Source organism: Pseudomonas sp. R5(2019) (genome assembly GCF_009905435.1).
In the GTDB taxonomy this organism is placed as follows: domain Bacteria; phylum Pseudomonadota; class Gammaproteobacteria; order Pseudomonadales; family Pseudomonadaceae; genus Aquipseudomonas.
Map to the genome: position 1 here is coordinate 1 of NZ_JAAAMT010000054.1, position 14239 is coordinate 14239.

At 61.6% G+C, this 14239-nt stretch carries 18 protein-coding genes; 5 read left to right on the forward strand and 13 right to left on the reverse strand.

The annotated features are described in order from the left end of the window. Positions 1-173: 173 nt before the first annotated feature. The 4 genes from argE to GUY40_RS24240 are packed head-to-tail and all read right to left on the reverse strand — an operon-like array spanning position 174 to position 3841. Positions 174-1340 (reverse strand): acetylornithine deacetylase, encoded by a 1167-nt coding sequence (gene argE / locus GUY40_RS24225; RefSeq protein ID WP_166571442.1) that lies wholly within the window; start codon positions 1338-1340, stop codon positions 174-176. A 33-nt stretch (positions 1341-1373) separates the two neighbouring features. Then, the gene (locus GUY40_RS24230; RefSeq protein WP_166571443.1) at positions 1374-2048 is read right to left on the reverse strand and encodes a DUF1028 domain-containing protein; all 675 of its coding nucleotides are present in this window, start codon (positions 2046-2048) and stop codon (positions 1374-1376) included. 33 nt (positions 2049-2081) lie between these two features. Next, a complete protein-coding gene (locus GUY40_RS24235) occupies positions 2082-2492 on the reverse strand; it encodes a RidA family protein (RefSeq protein WP_166571444.1) in 411 nt (136 codons plus the stop codon). Further along, positions 2492-3841 (reverse strand): NAD(P)/FAD-dependent oxidoreductase, encoded by a 1350-nt coding sequence (locus GUY40_RS24240; RefSeq protein WP_166571445.1) that lies wholly within the window; start codon positions 3839-3841, stop codon positions 2492-2494. Before GUY40_RS24240 ends, GUY40_RS24235 begins: the two co-directional genes overlap by 1 nt. A gap of 217 nt (positions 3842-4058) precedes the next feature. Between GUY40_RS24240 and GUY40_RS24245 the strand changes: the two genes are divergently transcribed. The 3 genes from GUY40_RS24245 to GUY40_RS24255 all read left to right on the forward strand — a co-directional run bounded on the left by GUY40_RS24245 (position 4059) and on the right by GUY40_RS24255 (position 5659). Then, positions 4059-4538, forward strand: a complete 480-nt coding sequence (locus tag GUY40_RS24245) for an OsmC family protein (RefSeq protein WP_166571446.1) — start codon at positions 4059-4061, stop codon at positions 4536-4538. Positions 4539-4559: 21 nt separating this feature from the next. Beyond that, positions 4560-5102: a GNAT family N-acetyltransferase gene (locus GUY40_RS24250; RefSeq protein WP_306092858.1), complete on the forward strand. Its 543-nt coding sequence runs from the start codon at positions 4560-4562 to the stop codon at positions 5100-5102. Between the two features lie 95 nt (positions 5103-5197). Further along, positions 5198-5659: a nuclear transport factor 2 family protein gene (locus GUY40_RS24255; RefSeq protein WP_166571448.1), complete on the forward strand. Its 462-nt coding sequence runs from the start codon at positions 5198-5200 to the stop codon at positions 5657-5659. On the opposite strand, the gene GUY40_RS24260 is transcribed toward GUY40_RS24255, so the two are convergent. Both GUY40_RS24260 and GUY40_RS24265 read right to left on the reverse strand, forming a co-directional pair. After that, a complete protein-coding gene (locus GUY40_RS24260) occupies positions 5643-6074 on the reverse strand; it encodes an NUDIX hydrolase (RefSeq protein ID WP_166571449.1) in 432 nt (143 codons plus the stop codon). The genes GUY40_RS24255 and GUY40_RS24260 overlap by 17 nt on opposite strands. A 347-nt stretch (positions 6075-6421) precedes the next feature. Beyond that, the gene (locus GUY40_RS24265; protein WP_166571450.1) at positions 6422-6700 is read right to left on the reverse strand and encodes a hypothetical protein; all 279 of its coding nucleotides are present in this window, start codon (positions 6698-6700) and stop codon (positions 6422-6424) included. 399 nt (positions 6701-7099) lie between these two features. Here GUY40_RS24265 and GUY40_RS24270 point away from each other — a divergent pair, with 399 nt between their 5' ends. Next, positions 7100-7540, forward strand: a complete 441-nt coding sequence (locus tag GUY40_RS24270; RefSeq protein WP_166571451.1) for a hypothetical protein — start codon at positions 7100-7102, stop codon at positions 7538-7540. Between the two features lie 482 nt (positions 7541-8022). Here the strand turns inward: GUY40_RS24270 and GUY40_RS24275 are convergent, their stop codons facing one another. Then, entirely contained in the window at positions 8023-9543 is a 1521-nt protein-coding gene (locus tag GUY40_RS24275; protein WP_166571452.1) for a multiheme c-type cytochrome, read from the reverse strand. Between the two features lie 642 nt (positions 9544-10185). On the opposite strand from GUY40_RS24275, the gene GUY40_RS24280 reads away from it, so the two are divergent. Then, a complete protein-coding gene (locus GUY40_RS24280; protein ID WP_371924955.1) occupies positions 10186-10479 on the forward strand; it encodes a FecR domain-containing protein in 294 nt (97 codons plus the stop codon). 176 nt (positions 10480-10655) lie between these two features. On the opposite strand, the gene GUY40_RS24285 is transcribed toward GUY40_RS24280, so the two are convergent. The 6 genes from GUY40_RS24285 to gspH are packed head-to-tail and all read right to left on the reverse strand — an operon-like array spanning position 10656 to position 14238. Further along, entirely contained in the window at positions 10656-11318 is a 663-nt protein-coding gene (locus GUY40_RS24285) for a type II secretion system protein N (RefSeq protein ID WP_166571453.1), read from the reverse strand. After that, positions 11315-11746 carry a type II secretion system protein GspM gene (gene gspM, locus GUY40_RS24290; RefSeq protein WP_166571454.1) on the reverse strand — a complete coding sequence of 144 codons (432 nt, stop codon included), beginning with the start codon at positions 11744-11746 and terminating at the stop codon, positions 11315-11317. Before gspM ends, GUY40_RS24285 begins: the two co-directional genes overlap by 4 nt. Continuing rightward, positions 11743-12843, reverse strand: coding sequence for a type II secretion system protein GspL (locus GUY40_RS24295; RefSeq protein ID WP_166571455.1), 1101 nt, complete (start codon positions 12841-12843; stop codon positions 11743-11745). Before GUY40_RS24295 ends, gspM begins: the two co-directional genes overlap by 4 nt. Next, positions 12840-13430 (reverse strand): prepilin-type N-terminal cleavage/methylation domain-containing protein, encoded by a 591-nt coding sequence (locus GUY40_RS24300; RefSeq protein ID WP_166571456.1) that lies wholly within the window; start codon positions 13428-13430, stop codon positions 12840-12842. Before GUY40_RS24300 ends, GUY40_RS24295 begins: the two co-directional genes overlap by 4 nt. Beyond that, positions 13427-13792, reverse strand: a complete 366-nt coding sequence (locus GUY40_RS24305) for a prepilin-type N-terminal cleavage/methylation domain-containing protein (RefSeq protein WP_166571457.1) — start codon at positions 13790-13792, stop codon at positions 13427-13429. Before GUY40_RS24305 ends, GUY40_RS24300 begins: the two co-directional genes overlap by 4 nt. Further along, positions 13789-14238, reverse strand: coding sequence for a type II secretion system minor pseudopilin GspH (gene gspH / locus GUY40_RS24310; protein ID WP_166571458.1), 450 nt, complete (start codon positions 14236-14238; stop codon positions 13789-13791). Before gspH ends, GUY40_RS24305 begins: the two co-directional genes overlap by 4 nt. Position 14239 lies beyond the last annotated feature (1 nt).

A 14239-nucleotide genomic window follows, 5' to 3' on the forward strand; every position in this document is an offset into this window, starting at 1 on the left:
CGATGGGCCGCGCAGCGGCCCCTTAGGCCAGTGACATCTGCGACTCAGCTTGCGAGTGCAGGTGGTTTCAGAATCGTCGGGGCCGCTGCGCAGCCCATCGCGGCCAGGTCCGCTCCTACACGGTCTACTGCTTTCCTTAACTACCCGGCATGACTTAATGCCTACTGCGTTTTTCAGGTGGCTGCGACCCCGTCTCGCAGCCAATTCGTCAACCGTTCCAACAGGGCGTCGCAGCCGTCCAGCTGCGCCTGGCTGACGAACTCATCAGGCTTGTGCCCTTGGTCCATGCTGCCCGGCCCGCAGACCACCGTGGGGATGCCGGCCTGATTGAACAGGCCGCCCTCGGTACCAAAAGCCACGGTGCCGAAGTCGCGGCTGCCGCTGATGTGCGCGAGCAGCTCGGCCACCTGGCTGTGCGGGTCGGTGGCCAGGCCCGGGTAGGCTGACAACGGCTCAAAGGCAATCGCACTGTCGCGGCTGCGCGCCCGCATCGACGGCAACAACTGGCGTTGGGCATAGTCGGCCAACTGATCGACGATCTGCTGGCCGTCGAAGTCTGGCAGCGCGCGTATCTCGAAATCGAACTGACACTCGGCTGGGACGATATTCAGTGCCCTGCCCCCTTGAATCACGCCCGTTTGCACGGTCGAGAATGGCGGGTCGAAGCGTGCGTCGTGGTGTTCCGGCTGTGCCAGCTGCTCGCCGATTTCGCCCAATTTGCCAATCAGGCGCGCCGCATATTCGATGGCATTGACCCCCTGCGGTGCATAGGCCGAATGGCAAGCGGCGCCCTGCACCTGGCAGCGCATCGCCACTTTGCCCTTGTGCCCCAACACAGGCTTGAGCTCGGTCGGCTCGCCGATAATGCAGGCGATGGGTGGGTGCGGCCGCCGCTCAAGCTCAGCCAACAAGGACCGCACACCCAGACAGCCGACTTCCTCGTCGTAGGAAAAAGCCAGGTGCACCGGCACGCTCAACGGTTGTGCGAGAAAGCCCGGTACGGCCGCCAACACGCAGGCGATAAAGCCCTTCATGTCGGCGCTGCCACGGCCGTACAACTTACCGTCTCGCTCGGTCAGCTGAAACGGCTCGACCGTCCACGCCTGCCCCGCCACCGGCACCACATCGGTATGGCCGGACAACACCACGCCACCCCGATCATCAGGGCCCAAGGTGGCGAACAGATTGGCCTTGGTCCGCTCGGCGTTGTAATCCAGCTCGCAAGCCACGCCCAGGTCATTGAGGTAGTCGCGGATAAACGCGATCAAGGCCAGGTTGGACTCGCGGCTGACGGTATTGAAGGCGATCAACTTCGCCAGCAATTCACGGCTGGTAAACATGGGCGCTCCTTGGGAGGTGATAGAGGGGGCGCGTTACTCGTCGCCCGGCACGCCATAGCTGGGGGCCGCGGTCGGGTTCAGGGCGCGGGTCTGGTAGTCCTGCATCTGCGGGTTGTAGGCCTGCCATAGCCGGTCCAGTTGGCCGATCGGGTCCTCGTCGGCCCAGTCCACCCGCAGGTCTACGATCGGCCAGGTCAGTTCACCGACCACCGACAGCGCCGCCGAATGCACCGGTCCCGCTTCGCCCCCGGCCGCAACGGCGGCCCGCATCGCCGCCAACAGCCGTTGCGGCAAACTCCCCTCGGTCTGCTCGAAGGCCAGTACCATGGCCTCGATCACCTCGGTGCTGGCGAGCAAATTACCGGCCGCCACGCACTGTTCGCCCGCCAGCGCATGGCTCGTGCCAAGCGCCTCGGCGCCGGTAAACAGTGCGCTGCGCCCTTGACTGTCGATCACCGCGACTTGACGGTACTGGCTATAGCCATTGCTGTTCAGCGCTCGATCCAACGCCGCGGCGGGCGCTTGACCGGCATCGAGCAAATCGAGAATCTGCGGGCCCAGCGCAGGCAAAGTAATGTTTTGCGTGGACACCGCGCCGACACCGGCGCGCAACCAGGGGCAGCGCGCGCCCACGGCAATGCTCGAGGAGCTGATGGCAATGCCCAACTGGCCGGTTTCGGCACAGCGGCCGACGATGGAAAAGGTCATGGAGCCTCCTTCAATGCAAGAGTGCAGCGTTGATCAGTCAGGGATAACGGCGATCACATCGATCTCCATCAACCACTGCGGCTGACCGAGGGCGGACACCACCAGACCGGTGGAAATCGGGAAGACGCCTTTCAACCATTTGCCGACCTCCTGGTAAACCGGTTCGCGGTAACGCGGGTCGATCAGGTAGGTGGTGGTCTTGACGATGTGGCTGAGGTCGCTGCCGGCTTCTTCGAGCAGTTGCTTGACGTTCTTCATCGCCTGCTCGGCCTGCGCCCGCGGGTCGCCGAGGCCGACCAGGCGACCCTCGAAGTCGGTGCCGACCTGACCCCGGACGTAGACGGTATTGCCGGCACGCACTGCTTGGCACAGGTCGTTGTCCAGGCTCTGGTTGGGGTAGGTCTCTTTAGTGTTGAACATGCGGATGCGGGTATGAGTAGGCATCAGATTTCTTCCATTGCGCTGAGGTTTTGCAGGTGCGAAGCCTGGGTGCTGGCGCCTGCCTTTTCGAGTCGAGCCACCGCTGCCTGGCGCTGCGAGGCGTCACGGTAGGCCAGGTATTTGCGCTGCTTGGCGATGTGATCGCTAATCAGCTTGGCGTCGTGCCAGACACCCCAGATAAACGCTGAGCCCCGACGCGACAGCCACGGCAGGCCGACGAAATAAACCCCGGGCTCGGACGACACCCCGCGCTGATGCTTGGGCTTGCCATTCGCGTCGAAGGCGTTGACCTTCAACCAGCTGTAGTCGACGGCATAACCGGTTGCCCAGATGATCGAGGTCACACCGGCCTCGGCCAGATCGAGCTCAAGAATGGGACGGGTGACACACTCAGGATCCGGCAGCAGGGCGCGGGCTTCGGGCTCTTCGGGAAGGTCCAGGCCGTTGCGGGCGATATAGGCGTCAGCTGCATCCAGCAGCGCGAGGTAGTTCTCATCGCCGCGTGCCAGGTTGTCGGCCAGATTCGACTCGAAGGTCACCACCCCGTCATTGAAGGATCGGGTCAGGCCGACCAGTGTCATGCCCTGATGGGCAAGGTGGCGAAAATCCACCGTATGCCCGCCTCGCGCCCCACTGACGGCGATGGTGACATGCTCCTTGCCCGGCTCGACGCCCTCGGCATCCCATTGGCCGAGCACACCCAGCCACCAGCAGAAATCACGGTTGCGATAAGCGCGCGGAGGACGATCGTGCGCACCCACCGAGAGGTAAACCTGCTTGCCGGCACGCTGCAGCTCATCGGCGATCTGCACGCCCGACGAGCCGGCCCCGACCACCAGCACAGCGCCCTCGGGCAGTTGCCGGGGATTACGGTATTCGGCGGAGTGGATCTGCGTGACGCTCTCGATCTGAGGTGCAATCGGCGGGATAACCGGCCGCTGGAAAGGACCGGTGGCCACCACCACATGGTTGGCCTCGATCACGCCTTCGCGGGTTTCGACCATGAAGCCTGGGCGGTCAGCATTACGCTGCACGCTTTTGACTTCCACACCGGTGCGAATGGGGGCATTGAACTTGCTGGCATAGGCTTCGAAGTAGTCCGCCACCTGGTCCTTGGAGGCAAAGGCGTCGGGGTCCAGCCCCTCGAACTCCAGCCCCGGAAAACGGTCGTGCCAGGCCGGGCCATTGGCAACCAGCGAATCCCAGCGCCCCGTGCGCCACCGCTCGGCAATCCGATTGCGCTCCAGCACAAGGTGGGGAATGCCGAGGTTGCTCAAGTGTTCACTCATGGCCACGCCGGCCTGACCGGCGCCAATAACGAGCGTGTCTATTTGTTCTTTTTCAGCTGTCATGTCTGTGCACTTCCGAAAGCCGGTGGGGTGTTGTCGGCATTCTGTTCGCAGGCACGAAATAGCGAAATTATGATTTTTGTCGTCGTTGGCTAGGAAAAAACTGTCTGAGGGGGATGCTACGTTTGCGGGCAACCCGCGAAGCTGAGAGGATGACTAACGTTACGTAGCGCTCCCTCAGCGCCATCGGGATAACTGCATCACGCCAGGTAAAACTCAAATGGCCGATAAAGAACACCACTATGAAGTCCAGGTCACCTGGACCGGCAACGAAGGCACCGGAACGTCCTCTTACAGTGGTTACAGCCGGTCCCACGTCATCTCCGCCAGCGGCAAGGCCCCTGTCGATGGCTCGTCCGACCCCGCGTTTGGGGGCGATTCCACCCGCTGGAACCCGGAAGAGTTGCTGGTGGCCTCACTCTCGGCGTGCCACAAGCTCTGGTACCTCGGGTTGTGTGCGCAAGCCGGAGTTGTGGTCGTGGGCTATGAAGACAACGCCCAAGGCGTCATGATCGAACAAGGCAACGGCGCGGGCCATTTCACTTCGGTGGTGTTGAAGCCCAAGGTGACACTCGCGCCGGGGTCTGACCTCGGCAAAGCGCACGATCTTCACCACATCGCCCATCAAAAATGCTTTATTGCCCGTTCGGTTAGCTTCCCGGTGAGTCACGAGCCTGAATTTGAATTCAGTACGGAGTGATTTCAGCTGACTTGCGTTAGCATGCCCGGCCTTCACCTGCGGCTATTACGAGACTCACCCATGAATGACGTCACGCTCGAACTGGTGCCCACGGGCCCGGAGCAAGCGCAACTGATCCGCAACCTGTACCAGTTCTATGCCTACGAGTCCTCGGACTGGGAACAGGAAGACGTTGAAGTGGACGGTACGTTCTACCTCCACGAGGAGCACTTGGCCCGTTACTGGCAAACGCCACACTGGAGCGCCAACCTGCTGCTGGTCGACGGTTTCATTGCGGGCTTTTTGCTGATCGAGCAAAGCGAATTGCCAGGCATCAACGCCCTGGAACTGGCCGACCTGTTTATCTTGAAAAAGTACCGACACCAAGGCATCGGCCGCGCCGTGGCGACGCAGGTATTGATGAACGAGGCGCATGACTGGCTGGTGCGGTTCTACCGTCAGGATGAAGCCGCGTTGGCGTTCTGGAACGCGGTGCTGGACGAGCTGCCGCGTCCGCTGCAGACCCTCGAGATGGATGACGAACCCGAGTTGCTGACCTTTCTGGTGACACGGGTGAAGCACTGATTGTGCGCGTGACAACATCCAGAAGGACGATGCTTCTCTTCACAGTCTTCGTGACGATGGCGTAACCCATAGCCAGACGTGAGCGAGGACGCGTGATGAGTAACAGCGCCGTCGAAATGACCAATCTGCTCTACCGCTATGCCGAGCGCATGGACGCGGGTGACCTGGAAGGCGCCGCGGCCCTCTTCAACCATGCCCGCCTCTACGTCCAGGGCCGCGAACAGTGCCTGGATGCCGCAGGTATCCTGCTGTTCTGGAAGCAGCACATCATCATCTACCCGTGCGGCACACCGCGCACAAAACACATCATCACCAACCCGATCATCGACATCGACGAAACCAGCGGCAAGGCGACGGTACGTTCCAACTACACCGTCTTGCAGGCCACCTCTGAAGGCCCGATCCAGATCATTGCGGCAGGCCGTTACCACGACGAATTCGAGTACGTCGGCCAAGCGTGGCGGTTTTGCTTTCGGGATTATTCACTGTTGGAGATGACGGGAGATCTGAGCTCACACTTGAAGAATCTGGCCCGTAAGTTCAGTCCGGATACCTGACGGCAAAAAACTCACGCAACCGATTCTGGAGCGGCACGATGGCGTTACCCATTGCCAGAAAGTCCTCCACCGTCGTCACTTGCCAATGCTGCCCCTCATCGCCGAACACGACGTTGGCGAATGTCCCGGGTGGCACTTCTGCGACGAAGAACCAGGTGTCGAGCCCATTTACGCCCTGCCCTGGGTAGACGCGCGTCCAGACGATACAAGCTGGGTCCAGCAACAGCCCGAACTCTTCCCGGGTTTCTCGCAGCGCGCACTGCAGCGCTGTTTCCTCCCCTTCCCGCCCACCTCCCGGAAGATCCCAGAGGCCGGGCCAAGGGATGGTTGGCTTATCGTCACGCTGATAGGCCAGCAAATACCCTTCGCATAGCACGGCGATCTTGGCGCCGGAAAAGGGAGAATGGAATGGCATGCAAGCACCTTGCAGACGTGGAAGAGAGTCAGGGCGTGATCAAAAATCGATGACCTAGACTATCAGTTAAGACGCGCCCCCCGTAGGAGCCGGGCTTGCCCCAATGCCAGTCAGTTAAGGAATAGAACGACGCAACCCTTGTAGGAGCGGACCTGGCCGCGATGGGCTGCGAAGCGGCCCCGGCGATTCCGAAACCGCCCGCACTCCCAGGGCTTGTCGTAGATATCACCGGCCTCGAGGGCTGCTGCGCAGCCCATCGCGGCCAGGTCCGCTCCTACAAGGGTTGCGTCGTTCTATTCCTTAACTGACTGGCATTGGGGCTTGCCCGCGATGGCACCGATTCGATCTCAGCAATTACTGCCGATATTTGCGTCTACCTCGGCAAGATCTCGGTTGCCTGTGCTGACGTCATCGCGAGCAAGCTTTGCTCCCACGATACGGGTGGAGGTTTCGCAGGCGGTTTGCAGGTGACGGGAAATGTGAATCAACGCGTCTTCGGCGATAACGCCACTGCGGACGTGGAAGAGCGATTCGTGGGCGTTGTTGCAGGAACTGAAGGGGGATTGAGCGGTTTGGAGGATGGTGGCAGGACGGAACGGTGGTGGGTCCGGGACAATCTTCATCATGGTAACTCCTTGATTCGATGGAGCTACCACCGCCTGCTGTCAAACAGGATGGGCGGCAGCTGTACGCGGGTTGACAGACCGGGAATCAAGGAAACCGGCGCACACGAGTGTGCCCCACGCACAGCTGCCATAACACAGAATGGCAGACACAAAAAAAGCGTCTGCCATCAGATATGGAGCGCTTGTGCGCCTTGATGTTTGCGGCCTGTCAAAGCCGGTCGCTGAATTTGCAGCGACGGGCGGGAGGTTAGCGTGATTGAAAGGGATGGGCAATAGCCGAGCTTTGCGATGACCGAGTCTGCTGTATTGATGGATGCATTTCGTCGCAAGAGTAAGAACTTAAAGGATTGAAGTAGGTCTTATCGGAACTTAATCCTCGCCCTCGGAAGCGTACGACTCATGAAGAAAACCCTGGTGGCCGTATTTGCCTGTGCTTTTGTGCTGGGAGCAACAGCCCTGTTGCCTGCCGATCTTTCTCCTGGTGGCTCGGCATATGCCAGGGGTAATGGAGGTGGGGGCGGCCATGGTGGTGGAAGTGGCGGCGGGCACGGTGGTGGCATGGGTGGAGGAAACGGCGGCCATGCTGGAAAAAGTAACGGTGCCAGTTTCGGAGGCGATCACTCCGGCAAGGCAACGAGGAATCATGGTGTGAGTGGCAATCGCTACGGCAGCATGCGTAATGACGACAATGGACATGGCACCGCCACTTCCGGTATTGCCCACTCCAAGGACACCCGCGGTTTGTCTAAGGCAACCGCAATATCCCGGACCACACCGGGTGATCACAATGCTAAAGGACTAAGTAACGCGGTCAGGTCGTCCTCTAAAAATGATCGTTGATACGATTGGCTCTAGAGTGCCCAAGGCGATCTGAGTACTTCGACGAAGCCCAGCCCCGCGCTGGGCTTTTTGCGTCTACTCAGTTCAAGGCGTGATCGAGGGGGATGGACAAGAGCGGTTGCCCGAATCTGTTACTTTGACAGTAGTCAACGCGTCTCAGAAGGAACAAAATCGGATAACAACCTGGTTCACGCGTTGAACAGGAGCCTGATATGAGCACCAAGAGCTATCCCACCTCCGGTAGTCACACCCTCATCTACCAAAAAAGGCAATCTGACCCGGAACCGATCGCAAGTTCGCCTTCGATGCCCGTGAAAGCGCCACCGACTGATAAAAAAAAGGCACCGCCCACGAAGTGACTCATCGCCCGTCCAACACCGCTAGCAGCGCCGGCGCATTCCCCGTCGCCGCCCCGCTAGCGGTGTTATCAAAAACCGAAAAGAGGGAGGCCTGGGCACAGCCCAGATGCCGCCCCTGCACGCCTAAAAGTTCACAGCGTCTAGCCTGACGGTTGGCAGTTTCGTCGACAGGGGCACGGTCTGCGTGACGATGGCCATCCGGGTGATTTCCACCTGCAACTTATCCTTCCCGAGCAGGTAGTCGACCAGCTTCTGCGAAAACGGCCAATAGTTCAGCTCCGCGGTCAAGGTGAGCGGCCCGACGGCGTCGGTCGGCACCAGGAAGGAGAATTCCCGGATATCGTAGCCCTTGGGCAGAATGCGGTTATCCGAGAGAATTTGCGTGGCATTCCAGACCTCGATGTCCAACTCCTTGCCGTCCTTGTCGCCCAGGTGCACCTTGAAATTTCGTGTGCCGTCCTCGGTCTTCCCGTCCTTGATCGAGCCCAGGCGGTAGAGTTCGCGACCACTGGCATCCTGCACCCGGAAATCGATCCAGATCTCCCGCCCCTCTGGAAAACCGGTGGGCAGCTTGTGCCCGGCGCCAACATTAGCGACCTTGACCGCTAACGAGGTGTATTGCCCGGGCATGATGGCTGCCGGCAGTTGCTGGAAATGAATTTCCGCCGCGCGTGCGAGCATGTCGCGCGCGCGTTGCGCGCCCTCTTCCTGACCGAGATGCGTCAGCACCGTAGCGTTGGCCCCGCTGAACCAATGCGAGGCGACATTCTCACGGTCTGGCCCCATGATCGCGGCCTTACCGGCAAAACCCGGCATATGGCAGCTCTGGCAGGTTTCATTGTTGACGCTGTAGGGGCTCTCCAGCCATTCGTCATAGGTGCGTTCGACCGCCACACTGCTGAATGGGTGGGTGACGTTGTGGCAGGTCGCGCAAAAGTCCGAGCGCGTGTGCAGCTCGGAATACACGGTGTCGTGATAGGGCGAAACGGCATCCTTGCGCGGGCCGAACTTAGTTGGTTTACCGTTCGCTTTCGGGCTCAGGATATAGGCGCCGTTGTCGAGACCGGTGCGGCCGCTGATGTTGTGGCAAGACTCGCAATCGACCCCGGGCATCGGATGTTTCTGTGCGGTGAATTCGACCGAGGCACGGTTGACCGCCGAGGTAATCTGCCCGGTGGTGAGACCGATCGGGGTATGGCAGCCGGTACAGAAATTATCCACCCGCCCATCGGTGGCCTCGCTCGCGCGCGCCATCAGGGCCCGGTAGATGGGGTCCTCCCAGGCTTGGGACATTATCGAAGTGCGCCATTGCTTGTAGATCTCCGTATGGCAAGCGCCACAGACCTGGGCATCGTCGAAGTCCTTCACATTCAAAACGGCGTTACCCGTGGTATTGGCCCGATGCGGAAAGAACGGCATCCCACCAGGCACCTGCATGAGCTTGGAACGTATCGGTTCCAGCCACTTTTCATTGCCCTGATGGCCATTGCTCTGAGGCTCGTCGGCTGCGACCAGCGTTGCCGCAAGCAGGCCGACCAGCAAGCACAAAAAGCGCCTGGCGGTAGATCTACTTGCGGCTCGAGTGCCGGCGGCGCGAGCCAATTCTAGCTGTGTCTGTTCTACCTCGGTGCCCACTTTGTCCATTCAACAGTCTCCCTTACGCTGTACGACGCCAAAGAGCCAATGCCGCAGCACGCTCTGCCAAGTGTTGTAATTGGTGTGGAAATTGCCAAGCCATCCGCTCGCACGAGCAGGCGCGATAAAGCGCCAGCTGATACCTGAAGGGAAGCCGAATCAGACTATAGTCCAGCCAAAAATATCGTCTAATTTTCAAAACAGGAAATTGAATTAAATATCTCACTGATAACATTCAATTTAATCATTTAGATAACTAGCCGCTATAATCCCCTATTGCCAATTATTCGAACAACTCGCCACTCCGACTGCGACGCGGCGTGCTCGGGGACTGCGGGGTCGCCTGGAAGCTTGCCCAGTGGCAAACCGCTGCCCGGACTTTCCGCCCTACGTTGGATCAACAGTCTGTGTAGGGTGCCTGTGATACTTCTGTAGATCTCCGAGCTGCGGCCGTCGCATCCAACTAAAAACTTGACACACGGGATGAGAAAATTCCGGCCCTCTGAAAGAGGGAAATCTATTAACCAGCACTTGTCCTTCGTCTTGCACTCAAGCACATAGTCTTGTTCCAAGAACGTATTGTCTTCGGTGGTGGTGTATCTGGAAATATTTACTTCAAAAATTCGCATTAATTGAAGAAACCGACATCAAGTGCACTTCAGTGATCACCAACGCATGTTGCTACTGCGCCAGGGTGAGCTGGTGGCTTTGGCCACGTTCGATGCAGAACGCCCGTTTCGAGTTCGCACGGCTCAGGGCGGTGCGCAGGTAACGGGCGGTCGCTTTCTGGTGCGCCAGGAGCCGGACAGTACTCGGGTTGTAGCGCTCGAAGGCAGTGTGCGGGTGAGTCCGGTGGTGTGGAATCTGCCGGTGGTCGGGGTGTTTGCGTTGGATGATTGGCTGAGATATTGCCGATTCGGGTGCATCGGCATGGGCCGTGGTTGACGGTGATTGAGGCGTTGGGTTGAAGGGCCGTTTCACGGCCCACAACCCTCTTGTGGGAGCGGATTTATCCGCGAATACAGGCGCTGCGGTGTGTCAGTCCCACAGCGGTGAGGCTATTCGCGGATAAATCCGCTCCCACATTATCGATTCCAGCGAGCAGATTCAGGGTTATGGGGTCACCACTTGAATTCCCGGCTGAACCGCTGCTCCCCGGCCCGCAACCACTGCCCCTGCACCAACGGCGCCAGCAAGGTCGCATTCGGTTCCAGCGCCCCCTCGACCTGCGCCGCGCGACTGGCGATGTCGGCCTTGAAGCTGATCGTATGCTGTTGCGGTCGCTCAAGCACTCCCGCCAACTGCACCGTCGCTTGCACACACGCCAGCGTCACGCGCCCTTCTCCCATCGGCAGCACCCACGGCGCCAGCAGCCCCAGGTCGCGGCCCAGCAATTGCCCCTGGGCCGAACGGCATTGCAGGCCATGGCCCTGAACCTGCAAGCGCCCCTGCCAATCGCCGTCCAGCTGCCAGGCCGCCTGCACCGGCCGGCCATGCGCCAGCGGTTGCAGTTCAGCGCGCCAGTTCCAGGGCCAACCAGTGAGAGTCACTTGCCAGTCCTGTTGCGCAAGACCGGCTCGCACGCTTGCCGCCCCGGGGCGGATGCTCCACGAAACGTTGTCCAACACCCCGAGCGATGCCATGCGCCCGTTCCAGAGGGTACCGCTGATGCCCTGCGGTTGGGCGCCAGCTGGCCAGCTCACAGGGCGCAGATAAAACGCTGCAGGGGCTTGCACCCACAGCGTCAGGGCAAACACCAAAAACGCCCAACCGACGAGCCTCATGGTCGCACCGCCCCATCAGCCACTTGCAGCCTGAAAGACAAGCCCTTGTGCTGACGAGACAAGTGCCACTGTTCGACAACCGCGCCCTGCTCCTGCACCGCACGCATCAGCTGCTGCAACCCCAGCGCCTGATCCAGTTCGCCCTGCAGCTGCCAGCGACCCTCGACCTGCTCAACCCGTGTCAGCACGATCTGCCGCGCGGCGGCCAGGGTTTGCAGGCGCTCGGCGTTCAGCGGCCGGGGCGGTTTCAAGCTCGTCTGGTGCGCCAGTTCGCGCCATTGCCGGGCGTCCTGCCAAGTGCTGATCATCGGTCTTACGGCCAGATACATCGCCAGACATACCACCAGTACACATCCCCCCAGCATCAGCCCGCGTCGCAGCGGCGGCAGTTCGCGTATCGACTTCAACCCGCTCTCAAGCGCGATCATGGCGTCTCCCAGTTGAAACTCAGTTCAAGGCCGGCCGAGGCGTCGGTGCGCGCCGATTGCAGCCGCGCACCGGCGGCATCGGCCATGGCCTGCCAGTGCGCGACTTCGGGCGCCCTGCCCGCCCCGACAAGGACGACCTGCCAGCGCTTGCCATCAAAATCGCTGCTATGAAGCTGCCACTGCGCCTCGCCGTCCAGCCACACGCCCAGCGCCTGCTCCAGCGCATCGAGTTGCTGCTGTCGCACCTGCGCATCCGCCTGTTCACGCTGTAGACGCTGCAACATCCGCCCAGCCTGCTGCGCCGTGGCCACAGGGCCGGTGATGGCGACGACCTGAGCGCGGGCTTGCGTCGTTTGTTGCCAGTCTTGCCACCCACCCAGCGCGCCCCAGCTCAGCGCCAAGCCCAGACACACCGCTGCCAGTCGCCATTGGCCCGCGCTGACGGGCAGCCGCTCACGCCGAGCCGTACGACGCAGCGGGAACACACTGGGCATCTTGCTCAGGTCCGCGCCCAGGGAGGGCCAATGCCCGCACTGTTGTGGCAGCGCTCCCATCGCGTCCGGCAATGGCCCCAGCGCCTTTGGCCAGACCAGCCAACGGCGGCGCTCGTCCGCCACCCCAAGCTTCAGGCAATAGTCCGCATCACGCTCCCAGACCGGCAGCGCTTGCGCCATCAACTGCGGCTCGGCCCAGCAGCGGCTGACATGCACGCCCAAGGCGGCGCACTCATCCAGCCAACGCCGCAGCACCTCGCGCTGCACCACCAGCAACTGCAAGCGTCGATGCTGTTTGCCGATGCACCCCACCTGCACGCTGCCAGCCGGTTGCAGCAGCTGTTCTTCCAGCAATTGCGGCCACTCCGCCGGCTTGAGGCCCGGCGGTGCCGGCAGGTCAAAATGGCTGCAGGCCGTGGCCGGCAACACCAGCGCCGCGTCCAGATTCAGGTAAAGGGCAGGCGGCGGCCAATCCCCCTGAAGACCATCGCCCGAGTGCAGCCACTGCCAGCGCCCGTCGGTGTGCGGCCTGATCAACAGCCACTGTGGCGTGCGGCGGCGACGAGCCAGCCAGGCATTTAAACGAGAACGCAAGGTCATCATGGTCGGCTGTCCGGCAAGGCAAAGGTGCACACATAGGGTTCGCCCTGGCGTTGCAATTGCAGGCGCACGCCCCGGTCGGGTTGGGCAAGGGTGGTCGAGGGGAAGGCCTGCCATCGCTGGCCCTGATAAAAGCTGAAGTCGACTCGCTCGACACCCGGCAACAGCAGCGCCTGCGCCCAGATGGGCGTGGCGGCGGCATACAGGTCCGCCGATTGCCAGAGCGTCAACCGCTGGCGTGCCGGCTCATAGGCCAGCCGCAAGCGCTGCAATCGGCTGGCGTTGGCGCTGTTCGGCCAATTGCTGGCGGCAACCCACTCCAGTTGCTGGCTACCCGGCTGCCAGTCGAGCCAATTCAGTTTGCGCGGCAAGCGCTGGTCGTACAGTTGGCGCAATTGCAGGCCATCGAAATGACGCTCCAGGGCCATGCAGAACTCCAGCACCTGCGGCCCGGCATCCAGGCTTTGCAGGCGTTCGCGGGTTTGCAGCCAGCCATTGACCAGGGTCGCCAACAGCACCCCGAGCACGGCGGTCAAGGCCAGCGCCACGAGCATTTCCAACAGCGTCAGGCCGCCTTGATGCGCCTTCATGGCCGCACCAGGAACAGCGTGTAATGGCCGAGCGGGTCCACGCCCGCGGCATCGGCAGACAACGCCAGCTCGCCACGACGCGTGCGCTCGACACCGGTATTGCCCAGGGTCATGCGCCAATGGCAGACCTGCGGGCCCTGGCGCAGTTGCCCGACCACTTCTCTTGCGGTCGGCCAATAGCCTTCGACGCGAAAGCGTGTTTCCAGCTCGCGGGCACACAAGCTGCCCAGACGCTGGGCCTCCAGGGTGTCCTGCAGGGCAATGCGCTGGCGCAACAGTTGGCTGACCATCACCGCCATCAGCGCGGCAATGCTCAAGGCCACGGTCACCTCCAGCAAGGTAAACCCCCGTTGTCGCTTCATGGCGAACCTGCGATGTCCAGGCGGCCGTCACGGCCCCAGCGCCAGCGCGCCTGGCCGTCGGCCCAGTGCCAGGTCACCGTGGCCGGGCGCTCTACCCCCCACGGTGTGAACACCACGCGCGGCTGCGCACTCACCGGCCAATCGGGCCGCAGCTGCGCAGGCCAGGTTGCGCCACCTGGCCTTTCGGCGCGCCAATACGAGGTATTGCCCTGGCGCTGGAGGCTGACGAACTCCGGAGCCTTGCCATTCCAGCGCAGCCCCAACACCCGGCCCTCATGCCGCGCCCGCGCGGCCTGGGTGGCGGCGTCGCTGGCAAGCTGTTCAAGCGCACGCCGGGATTGCGCCTGGCCGTCATCCAGCCAGGCCACGCTCAGGCTGCTCATCAGGCCGACGATCATCAGCACCACCATCAGTTCCAGCAGGGTAAAGCCCCGGGCGTGGCGCACG